This window comes from Streptococcus sp. KHUD_016 (genome assembly GCF_051106465.1).
In the GTDB taxonomy this organism is placed as follows: domain Bacteria; phylum Bacillota; class Bacilli; order Lactobacillales; family Streptococcaceae; genus Streptococcus.
Window position 1 is genome coordinate 335,005 of record NZ_CP193663.1, and the last position, 22,727, is coordinate 357,731.

Below are 22,727 nucleotides of genomic sequence, written 5' to 3' on the forward strand. Positions count from 1 at the left end.
CTTGGTTCTCTCCTTTTTCAAAGGAGAAATGATACCGCTTACTCATGTATGCGGATGAAAGGAATAGGAGAAAGATGGATAGACATTTTTTTGAGAAACGCTGTCACTATAGTATAAGAAAATTTGCAATCGGTGTAGCCTCCGTTATGATTGGTGCTAGTATCTTTGGCGCCAATATGGTTCAGGCGGCAGAAACAGCAACACCTTCAGAGACAGAGGGAAGTATCACTCATGTTCAAGCCTTGGATAAGTTACCAGATGATTTAGCCGCTGCGCTTGAAAAAGCAGATGCAGAAGCTGCAACAGAAGCAAGTCATGAAGAAACTCCAGCGACTGATGAGGGAACCAATCCTCCAGCAAGTGAAGAGACAAAACCAGAGACAAGTCCTGCAAGTCCCAAACCAGCAGAAACGCCTAAAGAAGAAGCTAAACCATCAGAAACAAACACCCCTGCTGCTAAACCAGCTGAAACTGCTACGCCCGCACCAAAACCAGCTGAAAAGCAAATCGAAGATAGAGAAGATGTGAACCATCTTGAAGGTGCTACTGCTCAGGCGAGCAACCATGAGACTGGTACCAACTTTACTGCGGATAAGGCTATCGACGGAGATGACAATACCCGTTGGGCTACAGACAAAGATGTACCAAAACCAACCTTCGAATTAACTCTTCCAAAAACTACTCTCATCAAACATATAGAAATTGACTGGGATCGTCGTCTTCGTAATGGGCAAAATGACCCAAATATCAAATCTTGGAGTCTCTATTACGCAGGCCAAGAAGATGTGGGCGCTAATGGAGAAAAACAATGGAAACTCGCTCATACCAAGACTGGAGATCCTGTTTTAGATGAGAAAGTTGACCTAGCTGAAAGTATCAAAGCTAAGTATCTTAAGTTAGAAATTAACGACTACCAAGCTGGTACAATGAACTGGAGAAACGTTGGTATCCAAGAAATTCGAGCTTATTCGAATATTCCTGATACAAGTAAGGTAACGGATATCCGCCAAGTAACCGAACTAACAGTAGCAGAAGATGGACAGTCTCTTGTCTTACCAACTTTACCAGGGAAAGTTAGCCTTATCGGAAGCAACAAGCAAGGTGTGATTGACCTTCAAAATCACATCCATAAACCTCTAACAGATCAACGCGTCAAGGTCATGGTCCAACAAATCAGAGACAGTCATACTTTCACTAAGGAATTTGAAGTAGTCATCAAGGGTCTACATCAGAACGAGGGTGTAGGTGTCAAACCAAAAGTAGCACCAGCTGTTCAACAATGGTATGGGAAAGAAGGCCAATCTTCTATCACTTCAGATACAGTCCTTGCGACAGGTGATTCTGGCTTTGATCAGGCAGCAACCTTCTACCAGTCAGACCTTGCTAGCCGTGGATTGGAACTGGCAACAGGTGACAAGCAAGCTCAAAAACGAATCGAATTTAAAAAGGTTGAAAACAAAGGTTATGGCAAGGAAGGCTATGGCATCACTATCCAAGATGATGTGATTACCATCGAAGCTGCCACAAACACAGGAGCCTTCTACGCCACTCGGACTCTTCTTCAAATGGGAGAAAGTAACCTCCAAAATGGCGAAATTCGCGATTTCCCAAGTTTCAGCCACCGTGGCTTTATGCTAGATACAGGTCGTAAATTTATCCCTTATGACACTCTTGTAGACATCATGCTCAACATGGCTTACTACAAGATGAACGACTTGCAGTTGCACCTCAACGATAACTATATCTTCCTAAAGGAACACTTGGCAGGTAAGAATTTAAGTCCAGAAGAACAACTCAAGTATGTACTTGAACACGCTAAGACTGGTTTCCGTGTGGAGACAGACATTGTCGGTAAGAATGATCAAAAATTGACTTCAGATGAGCATTATACCAAGGAAGAAATGCAAAATCTGATTAAACTTGCCAAGGCCTTGCATATCAATCTAGTGCCAGAAATTGACACACCAGGTCATGCACTATCATTTGTCAAAGTCCGCCCAGACCTCATGTATCAAGGTAGTTTGAGTGATTATGCTGGCAAACACAATGTTGAACGTGTTGCAATGCTCGACCTAGATAATAAATACGATGAAACGCTAGCTTTTGTCAAATCAGTTTATGACAAACTCCTCGATGGTCCAGATGCACCGCTTCATGGCGTATCTACTGTTCATATCGGAACGGATGAATACTATGGTAGCCGCGAAAGCTATCGCCGCTATGTCAATGATTTGACCCAATATATCAAGTCTAAAGGCTATACCCCTCGTATCTGGGGTTCGCTCAGTGCGAAACGAGGGAACACCCCTGTTGATTGGAACGGAGTAGAAGTTGATATCTGGAGTATCGGATGGCAACGACCAAATGAAGCCATTGCTCAGGGAGCTAAGATTATCAATATCACGGATGTACCGACCTATAGTGTGCCAAGTGGAAGCAATAGTCAAGCAGCCTACGGGGACTATGCTAACTACGAACGTCAGTACAATAGCTGGACACCGAATGATTTTAGAACAGGTGGAGGTCCACTTCTACCAGCTTCTCATCCAAGTATCCTTGGTGGTGGGCACGCAGTTTGGAATGACAATATCGACCTTCATGAGACAGGTTTGACCTCTTATGACATCTTTAAACGTTTCTTCAAGAGCATGCAAACCACTGCAGAACGCACCTGGGGGTCTGACCGTGCAGCTGCGACCTTTGCAGAACGCACCCTACCAACCAGTCCTTATGCGCCGCAGTCAAATCCTGATAAAGAGATTGATCAAAGCGACCTGTTTACCATCAATTCTGAAACAGTCAAGAACTATGCAAGCAAGAAAGTGAAGGCAAGCGAACAGGGATTGGCTTTTGAGAAAGATAGCAGTATCGAAGGCTTGGCTGGTGATGTTGGTCCAAGTCACGTCTTGAAGTTTGATGTAACTGTCACTGGAGACGGAGAACAAACCTTCTCAGCAAGTGGGGATAACCGTATCTATCTAGCTGATAAAGACGGCTATCTTGCTTACCAGTTTGAACAGTTCCATATCCAATTCAATAAAAAACTTGAAAAGAACAAACGTTATCAAATCTCTATCGTGACCAAACCACAATCTACAGAAGTCTATGTGGATGGTGAAAAGATTGAGCGTATAGCAAATCCAGCCCACCCTCGCTTTGCCCACAATAGCTTGGTTCTACCGCTTGAAAGCATCGGTGGTTTCAAAGGAATCTTGCATAGCGCAGAGTTGTCAGACAAACCATTTGTAAATCCTCGTTTGATTTCAAATGATAAGATTACTGCAACCGCAAGCAGTCAGCAACTTCCAGGAAACGCGACTGAAGGCGCTGTTGAAAAGGCCTTTGACAATGATCCAAATACCTTCTGGCATACTAAGTGGACTGGTGACACTGCGCCATACACCCTTACTATGACCTTGAAAGAAGCAGAAAAAGTCAATGGCTTGACTTATCTCCCACGTCCAGGTGGTGGAAATGGTGTTGTGACGCGCTACGAAATCTACGCACAAAAAGATGGCCAAATGGTCAAGGTTTCAGAAGGAAACTGGGACAACAACGCCCAAGAAAAAACAGTCAACTTTGCGGCGGTAGATACCAATAAGATTGAGTTGAAAGTATTGGAAGGCGTTGGTGGCTTTGCAAGTGCAGCTGAAGTTCATCTATTGAAACCTGTCAAAGAAGAGCAAGAAACGCCTGCACCAAGTCAACCAGAAAAACCAACTACACCTGAAAAACCAAAAGTAGAGCAAACAGGTGATGGAACAGTTGAATTGGCAGATCAATTTACTGCAAGTAAACCAGCTAGCGAAGACAGCATTGCAGCTGCCAGCAAGAGCGCAGACTATCTCAAGAAAGAGTACAAGGTCTTCCCAACGCCACAAAAAGTGACTTATGGAGAAGGAGTCACAGCCCTTCGTAAGCAAGTCAATCTGGTTATGGGCGATCAACTCGATATCTATACTCGCAATCGCTTGAAGAGTGTCTTGCAGGACAATCAAGTATCTTATACAACTGGTAAGGCAGCAATCGCTGGCGCAACCAACATCTATCTTGGAGTGCATGGACAAGGTTCACAAGCAGAACAAAACTTGTCCAAGGTTTCAGCAGGTCTCTTTGACAAGATTGACGCCTATGTCTTGAGCATCAAGGATAACTCGATTTCCATCGTCGGAAAAGACACAGATGCAGTCTTCTATGGTTTGACAACCTTGAAACACATGCTCAAGGAAAGCCAAGTGCCAGTCCTTCGCAATGTGACAGTAGAAGATTACGCAGAGCTCAAGAACCGTGGTTTCATCGAAGGATACTATGGAAACCCATGGTCGAATGCCGATCGTGCAGAACTCATGCGTTTTGGTGGCGATTTGAAATTGAACCAATACTTCTTTGCACCAAAAGACGATCCATACCACAACAAGAAATGGCGTGAACTCTATCCAGAAGAAAAACTAGCTGAAATCCGTGAACTAGCTCGCGTCGGAAATCAAAGTAAAACACGCTATGTCTGGACTATCCATCCATTCATGAACAACCGCATCCGCTTTGGCAATGAAGCGCATTACCAAGAAGATTTGGCAACCATCAAGGCTAAATTTACCCAGTTGATGAAAGTGGGTGTCCGCGAATTTGGTATCCTTGCAGATGATGCTCCAAGCCCAGTCGGAGGCTACAATAGCTATAACCGCTTGATGCAAGATATGACCAAGTGGTTGACTGAGATGCAGGGAACTTACAGTGGTCTTCGTAAAGAAATGATCTTTGTTCCTGGACAGTATTGGGGTAATGGACGTGAGGATGAGTTGAAATCCCTCAATGAAAATCTCCCAAGTTCAACATCCATGACCTTGACGGGTGGTAAGATTTGGGGCGAAGTCTCTGAAAGCTTCCTTTCAACTCTCAAGAACAATCTATCCGCAGGTGGCAAGACCTATCGCCCTGTTTCACTTTGGATTAACTGGCCTGTAACAGATAACTCTAAACAACACTTGATTCTAGGTGGTGGTGAGAAATTCCTTCATCCAAATGTGGATCCAAGCTTGCTGTCTGGTATCATGTTGAACCCAATGCAACAGTCTGAACCATCTAAGATTGCCCTCTTTTCAGGAGCTCAATACTCATGGAAACAGTGGAAATCAGAAGAAGAAGCTAAGAAAATCAATGATATTGCCTTCAACTTTGTAGAAAATGGTCATTTTGAAGATAGCAAGGTATCAGCAGCCTTCCGTGAACTTGGTAAGCACATGATCAACCAAAACATGGATAATCGTGTCGTCAAACTAGAAGAATCGGTAGACTTGGCTCCAAAATTAACAGACTTTATGACCAAGCTTAAAGCAGGTCAGGATGTGACTGCTGAACGTACAGCCTTGCGTGCAGAATTTGCCAAGATTAAAGAAGCAGCCGAACTCTATAAAGCATCAGGCGATAAAAAAATGGTTGCCCAAATCCACTATTGGTTGGATAATGCAATCGACCAAATGAATGCTCTTGATGCCTTCCTTACAGGAACTGAAGCCATGGCTACAAACGATGCAGCCAAACTTTGGGATAGCTACTATAAAGGTTTGAAATTGTACGAACAGTCTCAAACTCACACCTTCCATTATGTAGACCATATGGAAAAAGCTGAATTGGGTGTTCAACATATTCGTCCATTTATCCTATCCCTGAAAGAAGTTCTAGCGTCTGAAGTTCAAAAAGTCTTGCATCCAGACCAAATCATCAGCACCTTTATCACCAATCGAACAGGGGTAGAAGGTGGTTTGGCAGAAGTAACGGATGGCGATTTGGCAACTCATGCGATTATTAAATCACCAAATAGCATCAAGACAGGTGATTATATTGGTATGAAGTTCAACAAACCAGTAGCGATTCAAACCTTGACCTTTGCAATGGGAACGCAGGCAAATCCACGTGATACCTTTAGTAAGGCAGAAGTGCAGTATCAAGATGAAAATGACAACTGGGTAACCTTGAAAGAGCCAAGCTATGTCGGAAATGAATCCCTACTTAAGTTTGACAATCTCACTATCAAGGCCAAGGCAGTTCGCATGATTGCGACAGCAGACCGCGAGAATACTTGGTTTGCAGTTCAGGAAATTGCAGTCAACCGTCCAGTTGAAAAAGCTCGTAGCCAACAAGCAACGACAGTTAGTCTAAGCTCAAATCTAGTTTATAAACTAAATACCTCAGCCCGTCAAATCACTGATGGCAAGGACAATACAGAAGCCATGATGGCAAATGCTGATGGAAGCAATACAACTCCAGTAGATGCCTGGGCACAACTGGACCTCGGTGAAGTCAAGTCAGTCACTAAAGTACGACTTCGCCAAGGAACGGGCGATAAGCTTGCCGCAGGTGTACTTGAGTACTCTACAGATGGAACTGCATGGCAAGAGTTGGATCGCCTATCAGGAGAACAAACCAAGGAAGTGACCAGAGCTATAAATGCTCGCTACATCCGAGTCCGCAATACTAAGGCACTCGACCTTTGGTGGCGTATCCAAGACTTCTCTGTTGAGACACGCTCTGGAAACAGTGAGTTAACAGACACCAACGTGGATGCCTTGAAGGAAACGCCGGTAGTGGATAGCTCGGGCAGTTACGAGCTTCAAATTCCGGCTGGAACCAAACTCCCTGCTCATAGCTATCTAGGAATGAAGCTTGACCGTATCCATCAAATCAAGAGCATCCAACTCCAAGGTCAGGCCAATCCAGCTCTTAATCTAGAGTACTCTGCAAATGCGCAAGAATGGACGCCAGCTAGCCAGTTGATAGACAGATCTGTAGTGAGCCATTTGGTACGTTATGTTCGTCTGGTCAATAAAACAGATCAGGAACAAGCTGTGACAGCCACTTCTCTCCTTGTGACAACCAAAGAAGTGCAACCAACCAAACTAGAATCTACAACTATGGGCATTCATCCAACATACGGAAGCAATGATGTTCGTAAACTGAACAACCTAGATCAACTATTTGACGGTGTTTACAACAACTTCGTTGAGTTTTCAGACTACGCCCATAAAGATGGTCATGTGACCTTGAAACTTGGCAGCGAACGCACTATCAAGAAGATTAGAGCTTATATCCAAGACGGAACACAAAACTACCTTCGTGATGGTAAGATTCAAGTCAGCCAAGACGGTAAAACTTGGACTGATGTCGTTACAGTAGGAGATGGTGTGGCCAATAGCCAACACGATGATTCATTGACAGATGGTTGGACACATGATTCTAAGATGCCAGGAAATCGCTATATCGAGGGTGAATTGACGACACCAGTTAAAGCTAACTACCTCCGCGTCCTCTATACAGCAGACTATGATGCCCGTTTTGTAGGCTTTACAGAATTGGTCATCAACGATGGTGAATTTGTCAAACCAATCAATGATCCAACAGTAGAAGGAAGTAGTGGAGAAAGCCAGGGCAACCTTTATAATAATCTTGTAGACGGCAAAGTCTTGACCAGCTACAAGTCTGAAAAAGACAAGGGCGAATTGGTGTATCACTTATCTGAGCCAACCAATGCCAACCACCTTCGTCTCGTTTCCAGTCTTCCTGAAGGAGCTAAGGCACGTATTCTTGCTAGAACACTCAAGGATGGTCAAGACAGCTGGACAGACCTCGGTGCCATTACATCTAGTCTCCAAACTTTTGCTATCCGAAATGGTGGCTCCCTTCTAGATGTTAAACTCGTTTGGGAAGGTGGCAAGGCAGAATTTTATGAATTGGCAAGCTTCCATCAAGAATTAACAGAAGAACCGCTCCAATCAAGCAAGGGTGAAGAACCAGCACCCGTTCTTGAGGTTCCTGAATTCACAGGTGGTGTCAATGCAGTTGAAGCCCTAGTACATGAACTTCCAGAGTACACAGGCCCAGTAGCGACAGTAGGAGACCAAGCTGCTCCGACAGTAGAGAAACCTGAGTTCAAGGGCGGTGTCAATGCAGTGATGGCTCTAGTGCATGAATTGCCAGAATACACAGGTCCATTATCGACAGTAGGAGACCAAGCCGCTCCGACAGTAGAGAAACCTGAGTTCAAGGGCGGTGTCAATGCAGTGATGGCTCTAGTGCATGAATTGCCAGAATACACAGGTCCATTATCGACAGTAGGAGACCAAGCCGCTCCGACAGTAGAGAAACCTGAGTTTAAACTTAGCACTCTAGTTTCTGATCAAGGTAAGACTCCAGATCATAAACAAGAAATTGCTAGACAAGAAACAGCAAAACAGAGCTTGCCAGCAACAGGTGAGAGCCGATCTGACACAGCCCTCTTCCTAGCAGGTGTTAGCCTAGCCCTATCTGCTCTCTTTGTAGCAAAAACAAAGAAAGACTAGTATTTAGTAAAACCTCTTAACAAGATTACGAAATCCGTTTCCTATCTTTCCTAATGAGGTTTATAGTACAGAAAAAGCCTGAGAAGATATCTTCTCAGGCTTTTGTTAAGCACATAAATGCAATAGTGCTATGAAAAAATCACCCAGAAAAATCTGGGTGATAAATGTTATGGTTGTGCTGGTTGAGGATTCTGATTTTGGTTCTGGTTTTGTTGACCAGGCGTTGTATTTGGTTGCTGGTTATTGGTATTATTGTTTGACCTATTATTCGTGCTTGGAGTAGTTGAGCTTGACTGTGAAGTTGAACTTTCTGATGTCGAGCTCGAACTTTCAGGTGTTGGAGCCTGTTGCGGAGCAGGGGCAGTCCATGCAGAACGAGCACCGTTTTTAAAGACGAACTCACCACTTCGATAGAGGCCTTCTGGCATAGTCCAGTCGCCAGGGTTGTTATCCTCAGACAGATAAGTCATCATTGAACGGTAGACCTTAGCTGCAACATAGAAGCCATCACCAACGATAGGAGTAAGGCGGTTTGAGTAACCTGTCCACACAGCCATTGAATATTTGCGAGTATACCCAACAAACATTTCGTCTGGAGCGACATAGCCTGTGTTTTTGATGTAGTTTTCAATTTCATCGTCTGTATAGTTTGATGTACCAGTCTTACCAGCTTGAGGTAGCCAAGGGAGATAAGCACCACGACCAGTTCCGTATGCTAAGACAGTCTTCATCATTTCTGTCATCATATAGGCGGTCGTCTCTTTCATGGCACGAGTACCAGGATCAGCGTATTCTTTTGAGCTACCATCGCTAAAGACGATTTTGTTGATATACATCGGCTTGCGGTAGATACCACCGTTAGCAAAAGCTGCGTAAGCAGCAGCCATCTTTTCGCTACTTGCTCCGTAATTTTTGTTTGACTCAGTCGTATTACTTGAAATCGCGTTGGCATAGTGCATATCTGGATAGTCAATACCGATTCCATTTAGGAAGGTCTTGGCCCTATCCAAACCGACTTTGTTCAAGGTTTCTACGGCTGTAACGTTACGTGATTGTTGGAGCGCATATTGGATGGTGATATTTCCAAAATAACTTCTATCCCAGTTGTAAACAGGGGTATCTGTTCCAGGATAGTTGTATGGAACATCATGTACAATCGAAGCAGTTGAGTCGTAGATGTCATACTCTAAGGCAGGAGCATAGTCTGTGATTGGCTTCATGGTAGAACCCCAGTCACGGTTGGTTTCAACAGCTTGGTTGATTCCGAAGGAAACATTGCTTGATTGGTGACGAGAACCTAACTGAGCAATGACTTTCCCGTTTGTCACATCCACAATCGTTGAAGCTACTTGCATTTCATCATCTGGATAGTTGACATACTCGTCGGTATTGTAGATATCCCAGAGATGTTGTTGAACTTTAGGATCAACGTTGGTGTAGACATCCATACCAGTCGTTAAGAGATTGTAGCCTGTTTCTTGTTCGACTTGATCGATTACCTCTTTGAGATAGTTGTCCATGTATGGAGGATAACTATTAGCCGATTTTAGACTTTGAAGTCCATCTGTAATCGGAGTATTAATCGCTTTTTCATATTGTTCAGCTGAAATGTAACCTTGTCCCTTCATCTCAGAGAGGACGAGATTACGACGTTCTTGAGCAGCTTCTGGATGCGAGTATGGATCATACTGGTTTGGAGCCTGAGGCATACCAGCAAGGAGAGCCAATTGAGGAATACTTAAATCTTTGAGATCCTTGCCATAGTAACTTTGGGCAGCTGTCTGCATTCCGTAGTTACCGTTTGACATGTAAACCTTGTTGATGTAGTAGGTCAAGATCTCTTGTTTAGTCGCTTTTTGTTCTAGCTGAACGGCTAACCAAGCTTCCTGGGCCTTACGAGAAAGGGTTTGATCAGAAGTTGACGTAGAGAAATAGGTTAACTTGATTAACTGCTGCGTCAAGGTTGAAGCTCCTTGCAGACCTCCACCACCACGAAGGTTTCGGAGGGTAGCACCTAGGATACGGATCGTGTCGATTCCTCGGTGATTAAAGAAGCGATGGTCCTCAATCGAAACAATAGCGTTGACCAAATCGGTCGGTATTTCGTTTGCTTGGGCATTGACCCGACGTTCCGATCCAAGATCAGCGATAAGCTCGTCATTGCTATCATAGATTTTACTTGACGTTGTAGCGACTAGTTTACTTTCAGAAAGTTCTGGAGCCTTGCTAACATAGTAGAGGAAGAGACCTCCACCAAGCATCACAGCTGCGATAAATACAGTTAAGAGACTGATACTGACATACTTAGCTATTCGCAGAAAAGTTTGTTTGTTCATCTTGTTTTACCACCTAGTAAATGTTCTTTGATAATGTCGAGGTAGGGAATTTGAGGAAAGGCACCAGGCTCAATCCTATATCCATTTTCTCGAATATATCCAAGTGGCATTGACTTCTGTCCCTTATCTTGATGATAGAAACGGATGAGGTCAATAGCCGGCAATAAGTAGGTTTCTTGCTGAGAAGAAAAGTGAAGGAGTACAAAGCAGATTCCTTGCTGGGCAAGGACTTGTTCCATATGCTGGATCTGATGGAGATGAAAATTCTTCATCGGTATCGCATGTTTTTGCCTGGTTTCCTTTGCTTCAAAGTCGATGTAGTATCCATCATAAACCCCTGAATAGTCAGTAGTTGAGGCTTGTCTAAAGTAGGCTTCAACGATCTTGGCACGACTTCGTTGGGGATAATCAACACGTACGATTTGGATGGGAGTCGGTTTCTTATGAATAACAGCTAACCCATGCGACAAATAGTAGTCGTTCGTAGCATTGATCATCTTTTCAAAAGACATTCCCCGATTTGCGAAATTTTTAGTTTGTGACAGGGGTGCTTGCCTCTTTTGAGATGAAATTTTATGTGGATAGTTGACCATAATTCTCCTTATTGGTACAATAACATCACTCTATTATATCATAAATTTACAAAGAAAGGGTTAAAAATGACATCAGCCTTGATTTTAGGCTATTCAGCCTTGGACCTTGGTCTCTTTAATGACAAGGATATTCGCGTTGATATTATCAAAACAGCCATTCGGAGAGACCTGGAACGTCTAGCAGAGGATGGGGTGAACTGGCTTGTCTTTACAGGGACCTTGGGCTTTGAGTACTGGGCGCTTCAGGTGGCGAAAGACATGAAAGCAGACTATGGATTTCAGCTGGCGACCATTTTTGATTTTGAAACCCATGGCAGTAATTGGAATGAAGCAAATCAAGCGAAATTGAGTGAGTTCAAGCAGGTTGACTTTGTCAAATATGCCTATCCACAATATGAGCACAAGGGGCAACTGCGTGATTATCAGAAATTTCTGCTGGAGAATACAGATACTTGCTATCTTTTTTACGACGAAGAAAAGGAAACCAAGTTACGATATTTTTACCAAATGATGAAAAATCAAGCGGACTATGTTACAAGAAGATTAACATTTGAGGACTTGAATGAAATAGTAGAAAATTTTTCTGAAAAGTAAGCCTTTGACCTTGATTTTTACTTGTCTTTTTTTATATAATAATACTAGTAACCCAGAATGGAGAGAGACATGGCAAGTATTATATTTTCAGCGAAAGATATTTTTGAACAAGAATTTGGACGTGAAGTACGTGGATACAGCAAAGCAGAGGTAGATGAATTCCTAGATGATGTGATTAAGGATTATGAAACCTACGCAGCTTTGGTCAAATCCCTTCGTCAAGAGATTGCTGATTTGAAGGAAGAATTATCTCATAAACCACAGGTAGCGCCAACTCAACCAGACTCTATTGAAGTAACAGCTTCTACCTCAATGACAAACTTTGATATTTTGAAACGCTTAAATCGTCTCGAAAAAGAAGTATTTGGTAAGCAAATCTTAGACAACCAAGATTTATAATTGACTAAGGAATGAGTGCAATTTTTGGATAATCGCGTGAAGAGGTTCTCTTTTCATGAGGAAAGTCCATGCTAGCACAGGCTGTGATGCCTGTAGTGTTTGTGCTAGGCGAATCCATAAGCCTAGGGACGAGAAATCGTTACGGCAGTCGAAATGACTAAGTCTTCGGATAGGTCAGAATAGGCTTGAAAGTGCCACAGTGACGGAGTCTTTCTGGAAACAGAGAGAGTGGAACGCGGTAAACCCCTCAAGCTAGCAACCCAAATTTTGGTCGGGGCATGGAGTGCACGGAAACGAACGTAGTACTCTGACTGCTAGCAGATTTATGCTGTTAGCGGTAGACAGATGATTATCGAAGGAAGTGGTCCTAGTCACTTCTGGAACAAAACATGGCTTATAGAAAATTGCATATAGGTTGGGGCTGAGAAATCTTTCTCAACCTCATTTTTTAAAGTGAACAAGAGAAAGGTCTTGCAAGACTAGAAATGAAAGAACAATTTAATTTAATCGCAACTGCTGCGGCGGGTCTTGAGGCTGTCGTTGGACGTGAGGTGCGAGACCTTGGTTATGATTGCCAGGTTGAAAATGGGCGTGTTCGCTTTCAAGGAGATGTGAAGGCAATCATTGAGACCAACCTTTGGCTTCGCGCGGCGGATCGCATCAAGATTGTAGTCGGAAGTTTTCCAGCTAAGACTTTTGAAGAGCTTTTTCAAGGTGTTTTTGCTCTAGATTGGGAAAACTATCTCCCTCTAGGAGCACGTTTCCCGATATCAAAGGCAAAATGTGTTAAGTCTAAACTCCACAACGAGCCCAGTGTTCAGGCTATCTCTAAGAAGGCTGTTGTGAAGAAATTACAAAAACACTATGCCCGTCCAGAAGGAGTTCCCTTGATGGAAACTGGTCCCGAGTTTAAGATTGAGGTATCTATCCTGAAAGATGTGGCAACTGTCATGATTGACACGACAGGTTCTAGCCTTTTTAAACGTGGTTATCGTACGGAAAAGGGTGGAGCGCCGATCAAGGAAAATATGGCAGCGGCCATTTTACAACTATCTAACTGGTATCCAGACAAGCCCTTGATTGATCCGACCTGTGGGTCAGGAACATTCTGTATCGAGGCGGCTATGATTGCTAGAAAGATGGCGCCAGGACTTCGACGTTCCTTTGCTTTTGAGGAATGGAACTGGGTCAGCGATCGGTTAATCCAGGAAGTTCGCACAGAGGCGGCTAAGAAAATTGATCGTGAACTTGAGCTGGACATTATGGGCTGTGATATAGATGCTCGCATGGTGGAAATTGCCAAGGCAAATGCTCAAGCAGCAGGCGTCGCAGGTGATATCACCTTTAAGCAAATGCGGGTACAGGACTTGCGCACAGACAAGATTAATGGCGTTATCATTTCCAATCCACCATATGGGGAACGCTTGTCTGATGATGCAGGAGTTACCAAGCTCTATGCTGAGATGGGACAAGTCTTTGCACCACTGAAAACGTGGAGTAAGTTTATCCTGACGAGTGACGAAGCTTTTGAAAGCAAGTACGGAAGTCCAGCTGATAAAAAGCGAAAACTCTATAACGGGACCTTAAAAGTGGATTTGTATCAATACTTTGGTCAGCGTGTCAAACGCCAAGAGGTAAAATAGAAAGGTGAACTCATGAGTAAGAAAAGACGTGATCGTCATAAAAAAGGACATCAAGAACCACAATTCGACTTTGACGAAGCAAAAGACTTGACTGTTGGTCAAGTCATTCGTAAGAATGAAGAGGTTGAAGCAGGAGTATTGCCTGAGGACAGTATCTTAGACAAATACATCAAACAGCACCGTGAAGAAATCGAAGCCGACAAGTTTGAAACTCGTCAGTTTAAAAAAGAAGAGCTAGCTTCTACTCAAAACCTAGAGGAAATGATCCAAGAAGTTCGTGAATCAAGTGAACCTTCTGATCAGGTAGACGATTCAGACATGGTTGCTGAGGAATCTATTGAAGAGATAGAAAATGAAGAGACTACTCAGTTTGTCCCACCACTTCAAGATGAAGAAAGTGCTGAAATAGAGCCTCTCGTTTTAACAGAAACAGAGCCCAAGGAAATAAATGAGGAACAAGAAGAGGCGACCTATACACCTCTATCACGTTCGGCTCAAACAGAACCTGAAACAGGCTCTAAGAAGAAAGGTGTCATCATCATTGCTTCTGTAGTAGCTGCAATCCTTGTGCTTGCTGGAACATATTATGTCTACCGTCAAGTATCTCGTTCAAACCAAGAAATCCAGTCTTCTCAAGCAGCCTCTTCGGATGATCAAGGGACACAAACAGCTTTGAAAGACTTCAATGATCTCTATGATACTTTCTATACGGATGCCAATAAGACAGCTCTGAAAAACAGCCAGTTTGATAAATTGAGCCAACTGAAAACCTTGCTAGATAAGTTAGAAGGTAGCCGTGAATATACACTAGCTAAGTCAAGATATGATAGCCTAGCAACTCAAATCAAGGCCATTCAAGATGTTAATGCCCTCTTTGAAAGTCCAGCAATCACTGACGGTGTCTTGGATACCAATGCGAAAGCCAAAGCAGATGCTAAGTTTACAGAAATCAAGACAGGTAACACAGAACTAGACAAACTCTTGGATAAGGCCATTAGTCTTGGTAAGAGTCAACAAACCAGTGCTTCCAGCTCAAGTTCGAGCTCTAGCACGAGTCAAGCAAGCTCAAGTTCAGCTACAGAAAGCAATGCAAGTAGTACGACACCTTCAACAAGCAACACGGCACCAGCTAGAGACACGAATGGTGGTTTGTCTGGCGATGGGGTTAATCTTCAAAGAAGTGCTAGTCGTGTACCGTACAACCAATCAGCTGTAGACGATAGCAACAACCCTGCTTGGACGTTTGCGGATGGTGTATTGGAACAAGTCCTAGCAACATCACGTGCTCGTGGCTATATCACTGGAAATCAATATATCCTAGAACGTGTCAATATCGTAAACGGAAATGGTTATTATAACCTCTATAAACCAGATGGAACCTATCTCTTCACCCTTAACTGTAAGACTGGTTACTTTGTAGGGAATGGTTCTGGTCATGCAGATGACTTGGACTACTAAGCGACCGTTACAAAATTCTTTCCTTTCATAGGTAAAAATGATAAAATAAAACATATTAAACAAGAGGAGTGTCACATGACAAAAGCTAACTTTGGTGTCGTTGGTATGGCCGTAATGGGTCGTAACCTTGCCCTAAATATCGAATCTCGTGGCTATACAGTTGCCATTTACAACCGTAGTAAAGAAAAAACAGAAGATGTCATTGCTTGCCATCCTGAAAAGAACTTTGTGCCAAGCTATGACGTGGAAAGCTTTGTAAACTCAATCGAAAAACCTCGTCGTATCATGCTCATGGTTCAAGCTGGACCTGGTACAGACGCAACTATCCAAGCCCTTCTTCCACACCTTGACAAGGGAGATATCTTGATTGACGGAGGAAACACTTTCTACAAAGATACCATCCGTCGTAATGAAGAATTGGCAAACTCAGGGATCAACTTTATCGGTACTGGGGTTTCCGGTGGTGAAAAAGGTGCCCTTGAAGGTCCTTCTATCATGCCTGGTGGACAAAAAGAAGCCTACGAATTGGTTGCTGATGTTCTTGAAGAAATCTCAGCTAAAGCACCAGAAGATGGCAAACCATGTGTGACTTACATCGGTCCTGATGGAGCTGGTCACTATGTGAAAATGGTTCACAACGGTATCGAGTATGGTGACATGCAATTAATCGCAGAAAGTTATGACTTGATGCAACACTTGCTTGGTCTTTCTGCAGAAGATATGGCTGCAATCTTTACTGAGTGGAACAAGGGTGAATTGGACAGCTACTTGATCGAAATCACAGCTGATATCTTGAGCCGTAAAGACGATGAAGGTCAAGATGGACCAATCGTAGATTACATCCTTGACGCTGCTGGCAACAAGGGAACAGGTAAATGGACTAGCCAATCATCACTTGACCTTGGTGTGCCATTGTCACTTATCACTGAGTCAGTATTTGCTCGCTACATCTCTACATACAAAGAAGAGCGTGTGCATGCTAGCAAGGTTCTTCCAAAACCAGCTGCCTTCAAATTTGAAGGTGACAAGGCTGAGTTGATCGAAAAGATCCGTCAAGCACTTTACTTCTCAAAAATTATCTCATACGCACAAGGCTTTGCCCAATTGCGTGTGGCTTCTAAAGAAAATAACTGGAACTTGCCATTTGCAGACATCGCCTCTATCTGGCGTGATGGCTGTATCATCCGTTCTCGTTTCTTGCAAAAGATCACAGATGCCTACAACCGTGATGCAGACCTTGCAAACCTTCTCTTGGATGAGTACTTCTTGGATGTTACTGCTAAGTACCAACAAGCAGTGCGTGATATCGTAGCTCTTGCTGTTCAAGCTGGTGTACCAGTGCCAACCTTCTCAGCAGCTATTACTTACTTTGATAGCTACCGTTCAGCTGACCTTCCTGCTAACTTGATCCAAGCGCAACGTGACTACTTTGGTGCCCACACTTACCAACGTAAAGACAAAGAGGGAACCTTCCACTACTCTTGGTATGACGAAAAATAAGTAGGTCTGCCATGGGGAAACGGATTTTATTACTTGAGAAAGAACGAAATCTCGCTCATTTTCTCAGTCTGGAACTCCAAAAAGAGCAATACCGTGTTGATCTGGTTGAGGAGGGGCAAAAAGCCCTCTCCATGGCTCTCCAGACAGATTATGACTTGATTTTACTGAATGCTCGTCTGGGGGATATGACGGCCCAGGATTTTGCAGAGAGGCTGAGTCGGACAAAACCAGCCTCAGTGATTATGGTCTTAGACCATCGCGAAGAATTGCAAGACCAGATTGAGACAATCCAGCGCTTCGCCGTTTCTTACATCTATAAGCCAGTGATTATTGATGATCTAGTTGCTCGTATTTCAGCGATTTTCCGAGGTCGGGACTTTATCGACCAACACTGTAGTCAGATGAAGGTCCCAACGTCTTACCGCAATTTGCGTATGGATGTAGAACATCATACCGTTTATCGTGGCGAGGAGATGATTGCTCTGACGCGCCGTGAGTATGACCTTTTGGCCACTCTCATGGGAAGCAAGAAGGTCTTGACTCGTGAGCAGTTGTTGGAAAGTGTCTGGAAGTACGAAAGTGCGACAGAAACCAATATCGTGGATGTTTATATCCGTTATCTACGTAGCAAGCTTGATGTAAAAGGTCAAAAAAGCTACATTAAAACTGTGCGTGGTGTTGGGTACACCATGCAAGAATAGAAAAGCAGTTGCAGTTTTGTAACTGCTTTTTTTGAGAAGTTTCTATATATTGACATACAATAAAGTCTTTGCTACAATCAGTTATGGAGGATACGTCTAATGAAAATAATAAAAAAATTGATGCAAATCGCATTAGCAGTCTTTTTCTTTGGTTTGCTAGCGACAAGTGCAGTATTGGCGGATGATACTGATTCAGAAGGCTGGCAATTTGTCCAAGAAAATGGTAGAACCTACTACAAGAAGGGGGAACTCAAAGAAACCTACTGGCGAGTGATTGATGGGAAGTACTATTATTTTGATCCTTTATCTGGAGAGATGGTTGTCGGCTGGCAGTATATCCCGTTTCCATCTAAAGGTAGTACAATTGGTCCTTACCCAAATGGTATCAGATTAGAAGGTTTTCCAAAGTCAGAGTGGTACTACTTTGACAAAAATGGAGTGCTACAAGAGTTTGTTGGTTGGAAAGCATTAGAAATTAAAACTAAAGACAGTGTTGGAAGAAAGTATGGTGAAAAACGTACAAATCCGGAAGATAAAGAAGAGAAGAGTTTTTACACGAACTATTACTTTAATCAAAATCATTCTTTAAAGACAGGTTGGCTTTATGACCAGTCTAATTGGTATTATCTAGCTAAAACGGAAATTAATGGAGAAAACTATATTGGTGGTGAAAGACGTGCAGGTTGGATAAACGATGGTTCAGCTTGGTACTATCTAGATTCAGAAACTGGTATCATGCAAACTGGTTGGAAGCAAATTGGCAATAAGTGGTACTACCTCCGTTCATCAGGAGCTATGACAACTGGCTGGTATCAGGAAGGTTCAACTTGGTACTATTTAGATGCTGAAAATGGCGATATGAAAACAGGCTGGCAATATCTTGGTAACAAGTGGTACTATCTCCGTTCATCAGGATCTATGGCGACTGGTTGGTATCAGGAAGGTTCGACTTGGTATTATCTAAACGCAAGTAATGGCGATATGAAGACAGGCTGGTTCCAGGTTAATGGCAAATGGTACTACGCTTATAGTTCAGGTGCTTTAGCAGTGAATACGACTGTAGAAGGCTATTCTGTCAACTATAATGGCGAATGGGTTCAATAATGAAAGAGGCGATTGTGAAGGAAACAATCGCTTTTTTTGTGAAAATATAATAAAATAGATAGGAGAAAATACTACTGTATGAAATGAGACGGTCTTTCCGTCTGGTTAAAGGAAAACATGACAAAAAAAGTTGGTGTCGGTCAGGCACATAGTAAGATTATTTTAATAGGAGAGCATGCGGTTGTTTACGGTTATCCAGCCATTTCCCTGCCTCTCATAGAGGTGGAGGTGACTTGTAAGGTGGTCCCTGCTGAAAGTCCGTGGCGTCTTTATGAGGAGGATACCTTGTCCATGGCAGTGTATGCCTCGCTGGAGTATTTGGATATCAAAGAAGCTTGCATTCGATGTGTGATTGACTCGGCTATCCCTGAAAAACGGGGAATGGGTTCGTCAGCGGCTATCAGCATAGCGGCCATACGTGCGGTATTTGACTACTATCAAGCCGATCTGCCTCATGATGTACTAGAAATCTTGGTCAATCGGGCTGAAATGATTGCCCATATGAATCCAAGTGGTTTGGATGCCAAGACCTGTCTCAGTGACCAACCTATTCGCTTTATCAAGAATGTTGGTTTTACAGAACTTGAGATGAACCTATCTGCCTATTTGGTGATTGCAGATACAGGTGTGTATGGCCACACTCGTGAAGCCATCCAAGTGGTTCAAAGTATGGGGAAGGATGCCCTACCGTTTTTGCATGCCTTGGGAGAATTGACCCAGCAAGCAGAAGATGCGATTAGACGAAAAGATGCTGAAGGATTGGGACAAATCCTCAGTCAAGCGCATTTACATTTAAAAGAAATTGGTGTCAGCAGCCCTGAGGCAGACTCCCTCGTTGAAACGGCTCTTAGCCATGGTGCTCTAGGTGCCAAGATGAGTGGTGGTGGGTTAGGAGGCTGTATCATAGCCTTGGCAGCCAATCTGGATCAAGCAGAAGAACTAGCAAAACGATTAGAAGAGAAAGGAGCTGTTCAGACATGGATCGAAAGCCTGTAACAGTACGTTCCTACGCAAATATTGCCATTATTAAATATTGGGGAAAGAAAAAAGAAAAAGAGATGGTTCCTGCTACTAGCAGTATCTCTCTTACTTTGGAAAATATGTACACAGAGACGACCTTGTCGCCTCTACCGACGGATGCGACTGCTGATGCCTTTTATATCAATGGTCAGCTTCAGAGTGAGGCTGAGCATGCTAAAATGAGCAAAATCATCAACCGTTACCGTCCAGAAGGTGAGGGATTTGTCCGTATCGATACCCAAAACAACATGCCGACTGCGGCTGGCTTGTCATCCAGTTCTAGTGGTTTGTCCGCCTTGGTCAAGGCTTGCAATGCTTATTTCCAGCTTGGTTTGAATCGGAGTCAGTTGGCACAGGAGGCTAAGTTTGCTTCTGGTTCTTCCTCTCGTAGTTTTTATGGGCCACTCGGTGCCTGGGACAAGGATAGTGGGGAGATTTACCCTGTAGAGACAGACTTGAGACTAGCTATGATTATGTTGGTGCTAGAGGACAAGAAAAAACCAATTTCTAGCCGTGATGGGATGAAACTCTGTGTGGAAACCTCGACGACCTTTGATGATTGGGTGCGCCAGTCTGAGAAGGATTATCAAGATATGCTCGTCTATCTTAAAGAGAATGATTTTGCCAAGGTTGGGGAATTAACGGAGAAAAATGCCCTAGCCATGCACGCTACGACCAAAACTGCTAGTCCAGCCTTTTCATATCTGACGGATGCATCCTATGAAGCGATGGACTTTGTCCGCCAACTTCGTGAGCAAGGGGAAGCCTGCTACTTTACCATGGATGCCGGTCCCAATGTCAAGGTCCTCTGTCAGGAGAAAGACTTGGAGCATTTATCAGAAATCTTTGGTCAACGTTACCGCCTGATTGTGTCAAAAACAAAGGATTTGAGTCAAGATGATTGCTGTTAAAACTTGCGGAAAACTCTATTGGGCAGGGGAATACGCTATTCTAGAGCCAGGACAGTTAGCCTTGATAAAGGCCATTCCCATCTATATGAAGGCTGAGATTGCTTTTTCTGATAGCTACCGTATCTATTCAGATATGTTTGATTTCGCAGTGGACTTGACGCCAAATCCTGACTACAGCTTGATTCAAGAAACGATTGCTCTAGTGGAAGATTTCCTCATTTATCGTGGGCAAGCCTTGCGACCTTTTTCCTTGGAAATTCGTGGAAAAATGGAACGGGAAGGCAAAAAGTTTGGTCTGGGTTCTAGTGGTAGCGTCGTTGTCTTGGTGATCAAGGCCCTGCTGGCTCAATATGATATTACGGTTGATCCGGAACTCTTGTTCAAGCTGGCTAGCACGGTCTTACTCAAGCGAGGAGACAATGGTTCTATGGGAGATCTAGCCTGTATTGTGGCAGAAGATTTGGTTCTCTACCAGTCATTTGATCGCAAAAAGGTGGCTACGTGGCTGAAAGAAGAAAACTTGATGACAGTTTTGGAGCGTGACTGGGGCTTTTCTATCTCACAAGTGCAACCGGGCCTAGAATGTGATTTCCTAGTGGGATGGACCAAGCAAGTGGCCGTATCGAGTCAAATGGTTCAGCAAATCAAGCAAAGCATAGACCAGAATTTTTTAAGTTCCTCAAAAGCAACGGTTGCTGCTTTGGTAGAAGCCTTGGAGCAGGGGAATTCAGAAAAAATCATCGAGCAGGTGGAAACAGCCAGTCAGCTTTTAGAAGGCTTGAGCCTAGATATATACACACCTTCGCTGAGACAGTTGAAAGAAGCCAGTCAAGATTTGCAGGCTGTTGCCAAGAGTAGTGGCGCTGGTGGTGGTGACTGTGGGATTGCCTTGAGTTTTGATGAGCAATCAACTGAAACCATAAAAAATCGCTGGGCCGATCTGGGGATTGAGCTCTTATACCAAGAAAGGATAGGACATGACGACAAATCGTAAGGACGAGCATATCCGCTATGCCCTTGAGCAGAAAAGTTCCTATAATAGCTTTGATGAGGTGGAGTTGATTCATTCTTCCCTGCCTCTTTATGACCTGGATGAGATTGATTTGTCTACAGAGTTTGCAGGTCGAAAGTGGGACTTTCCTTTTTATATCAATGCCATGACAGGTGGGAGCGACAAAGGTAAAGAAATCAATCAAAAACTGGCTCAGGTGGCAGAAGCATGTGGGATTTTGTTTGTGACGGGCTCTTATAGCGCAGCCCTCAAAGATTCAACAGATGACTCTTTTTCTGTCAAATCTAGCCATCCAAAGCTTCTCCTTGGAACCAATATTGGCTTGGACAAGCCTGTTGAGTTGGGATTTCAGACTGTAGAAGCGATGAATCCTCTTCTCCTCCAAGTGCATGTTAATGTCATGCAGGAATTACTCATGCCGGAGGGAGAAAGAAAGTTTCGAAGCTGGCAATCGCATCTGGCAGACTATAGCAAGCAAATTCCCGTTCCTATTGTCTTAAAGGAAGTGGGCTTTGGAATGGATGTGAAGACCATCGAGAGAGCCTATGATCTGGGTGTTCGAACGGTTGACCTATCAGGTCGTGGTGGTACTAGCTTTGCCTATATCGAAAACCGTCGCAGTGGCCAGCGTGATTACCTCAATCAATGGGGGCAGTCTACTATGCAAGCCCTTCTCAATGCCCAAGACTGGAAAGACAAGGTCGAACTTTTGGTTAGCGGAGGCGTTCGGAACCCGCTGGATATGATTAAGTGCCTGGTCTTTGGAGCCAAGGCTGTGGGACTGTCACGTACCGTTCTTGAGTTGATTGAAACCTACTCCGTCGAAGAGGTGATTGGCATTGTCCAAGGCTGGAAAGAAGATCTGCGTTTGATCATGTGTGCCCTTAACTGTGCCACCATAGCGGATCTACAAAACGTAGACTATATTCTTTATGGCAAACTAAAAGAAGCAAAAGATCAGATGTAGAGAGGTCGGGACAAGAATCCCGCCCTTTTTTTGTAGCCTTTTGTCAACTGTAGTGAGTTGATGAAACCTAGCTTGTAGGAGCGATTTCTGTCCAATCTCCTTTTTCCATCCTCAGACCGAGGTGACTTTTTTGAATTGTGATAAAATAGAAGG

At 43.6% G+C, this 22,727-nt stretch carries 14 protein-coding genes and 1 other RNA gene; 13 read left to right on the forward strand and 2 right to left on the reverse strand.

Annotated elements, in window-relative coordinates:
• The first annotated feature begins 74 nt into the window (after positions 1-74).
• Positions 75-8,336, forward strand: coding sequence for an SIALI-17 repeat-containing surface protein (locus tag ACORHV_RS01540; protein WP_434398483.1), 8,262 nt, complete (start codon positions 75-77; stop codon positions 8,334-8,336).
• Between the two features lie 167 nt (positions 8,337-8,503).
• Here the strand turns inward: ACORHV_RS01540 and pbp1a are convergent, their stop codons facing one another.
• The gene (pbp1a, locus tag ACORHV_RS01545; RefSeq protein WP_434398485.1) at positions 8,504-10,672 is read right to left on the reverse strand and encodes a penicillin-binding protein PBP1A; all 2,169 of its coding nucleotides are present in this window, start codon (positions 10,670-10,672) and stop codon (positions 8,504-8,506) included.
• Positions 10,669-11,265 (reverse strand): Holliday junction resolvase RecU, encoded by a 597-nt coding sequence (gene recU / locus ACORHV_RS01550; RefSeq protein WP_000248756.1) that lies wholly within the window; start codon positions 11,263-11,265, stop codon positions 10,669-10,671. The genes pbp1a and recU overlap by 4 nt, the downstream gene beginning before the upstream one ends.
• A gap of 66 nt (positions 11,266-11,331) precedes the next feature.
• On the opposite strand from recU, the gene ACORHV_RS01555 reads away from it, so the two are divergent.
• From ACORHV_RS01555 to fni, 12 genes are all read left to right on the forward strand, one after another.
• Entirely contained in the window at positions 11,332-11,859 is a 528-nt protein-coding gene (locus ACORHV_RS01555; RefSeq protein ID WP_434398488.1) for a DUF1273 domain-containing protein, read from the forward strand.
• Positions 11,860-11,928: 69 nt separating this feature from the next.
• Entirely contained in the window at positions 11,929-12,258 is a 330-nt protein-coding gene (gpsB, locus tag ACORHV_RS01560) for a cell division regulator GpsB (protein WP_000146523.1), read from the forward strand.
• Between the two features lie 20 nt (positions 12,259-12,278).
• Positions 12,279-12,660: RNase P RNA component class B (rnpB, locus tag ACORHV_RS01565), an RNA gene on the forward strand.
• 83 nt (positions 12,661-12,743) lie between these two features.
• A complete protein-coding gene (locus ACORHV_RS01570; RefSeq protein WP_000662905.1) occupies positions 12,744-13,901 on the forward strand; it encodes a THUMP domain-containing class I SAM-dependent RNA methyltransferase in 1,158 nt (385 codons plus the stop codon).
• Between the two features lie 12 nt (positions 13,902-13,913).
• On the forward strand, positions 13,914-15,359 hold the full coding sequence (gene mapZ, locus ACORHV_RS01575) for a cell division site-positioning protein MapZ (RefSeq protein WP_000039240.1): 1,446 nt from the start codon (positions 13,914-13,916) through the stop codon (positions 15,357-15,359).
• A gap of 75 nt (positions 15,360-15,434) precedes the next feature.
• Positions 15,435-16,859, forward strand: a complete 1,425-nt coding sequence (gene gndA / locus ACORHV_RS01580) for an NADP-dependent phosphogluconate dehydrogenase (RefSeq protein ID WP_000158764.1) — start codon at positions 15,435-15,437, stop codon at positions 16,857-16,859.
• Positions 16,860-16,870: 11 nt separating this feature from the next.
• Positions 16,871-17,560, forward strand: a complete 690-nt coding sequence (locus ACORHV_RS01585; RefSeq protein WP_000518004.1) for a response regulator transcription factor — start codon at positions 16,871-16,873, stop codon at positions 17,558-17,560.
• 99 nt (positions 17,561-17,659) lie between these two features.
• Positions 17,660-18,664, forward strand: a complete 1,005-nt coding sequence (gene cbpJ, locus ACORHV_RS01590) for a choline-binding protein CbpJ (protein ID WP_008292544.1) — start codon at positions 17,660-17,662, stop codon at positions 18,662-18,664.
• 117 nt (positions 18,665-18,781) lie between these two features.
• Positions 18,782-19,660, forward strand: coding sequence for a mevalonate kinase (gene mvk / locus ACORHV_RS01595; protein WP_000163296.1), 879 nt, complete (start codon positions 18,782-18,784; stop codon positions 19,658-19,660).
• Positions 19,642-20,595, forward strand: a complete 954-nt coding sequence (gene mvaD / locus ACORHV_RS01600) for a diphosphomevalonate decarboxylase (protein ID WP_000375373.1) — start codon at positions 19,642-19,644, stop codon at positions 20,593-20,595. The genes mvk and mvaD overlap by 19 nt, the downstream gene beginning before the upstream one ends.
• Positions 20,582-21,589 carry a phosphomevalonate kinase gene (locus ACORHV_RS01605; protein WP_000562389.1) on the forward strand — a complete coding sequence of 336 codons (1,008 nt, stop codon included), beginning with the start codon at positions 20,582-20,584 and terminating at the stop codon, positions 21,587-21,589. The genes mvaD and ACORHV_RS01605 overlap by 14 nt, the downstream gene beginning before the upstream one ends.
• Positions 21,573-22,574 (forward strand): type 2 isopentenyl-diphosphate Delta-isomerase, encoded by a 1,002-nt coding sequence (fni, locus tag ACORHV_RS01610; protein WP_000210639.1) that lies wholly within the window; start codon positions 21,573-21,575, stop codon positions 22,572-22,574. Before ACORHV_RS01605 ends, fni begins: the two co-directional genes overlap by 17 nt.
• Positions 22,575-22,727: the final 153 nt, after the last annotated feature.

Coding starts and splice junctions, on each gene's coding strand:
- ACORHV_RS01540 (WP_434398483.1), top strand. CDS start 75: ATGGATAGACATTTTTTTGAGAAACGCTGTCACTATAGTATAAGAAAA.
- gndA (WP_000158764.1), top strand. CDS start 15,435: ATGACAAAAGCTAACTTTGGTGTCGTTGGTATGGCCGTAATGGGTCGT.
- ACORHV_RS01570 (WP_000662905.1), top strand. CDS start 12,744: ATGAAAGAACAATTTAATTTAATCGCAACTGCTGCGGCGGGTCTTGAG.
- mvaD (WP_000375373.1), top strand. CDS start 19,642: ATGGATCGAAAGCCTGTAACAGTACGTTCCTACGCAAATATTGCCATT.
- cbpJ (WP_008292544.1), top strand. CDS start 17,660: ATGAAAATAATAAAAAAATTGATGCAAATCGCATTAGCAGTCTTTTTC.
- pbp1a (WP_434398485.1), bottom strand. CDS start 10,672: ATGAACAAACAAACTTTTCTGCGAATAGCTAAGTATGTCAGTATCAGT.
- mvk (WP_000163296.1), top strand. CDS start 18,782: ATGACAAAAAAAGTTGGTGTCGGTCAGGCACATAGTAAGATTATTTTA.
- mapZ (WP_000039240.1), top strand. CDS start 13,914: ATGAGTAAGAAAAGACGTGATCGTCATAAAAAAGGACATCAAGAACCA.
- recU (WP_000248756.1), bottom strand. CDS start 11,265: ATGGTCAACTATCCACATAAAATTTCATCTCAAAAGAGGCAAGCACCC.
- ACORHV_RS01585 (WP_000518004.1), top strand. CDS start 16,871: ATGGGGAAACGGATTTTATTACTTGAGAAAGAACGAAATCTCGCTCAT.
- gpsB (WP_000146523.1), top strand. CDS start 11,929: ATGGCAAGTATTATATTTTCAGCGAAAGATATTTTTGAACAAGAATTT.
- fni (WP_000210639.1), top strand. CDS start 21,573: ATGACGACAAATCGTAAGGACGAGCATATCCGCTATGCCCTTGAGCAG.
- ACORHV_RS01555 (WP_434398488.1), top strand. CDS start 11,332: ATGACATCAGCCTTGATTTTAGGCTATTCAGCCTTGGACCTTGGTCTC.
- ACORHV_RS01605 (WP_000562389.1), top strand. CDS start 20,582: ATGATTGCTGTTAAAACTTGCGGAAAACTCTATTGGGCAGGGGAATAC.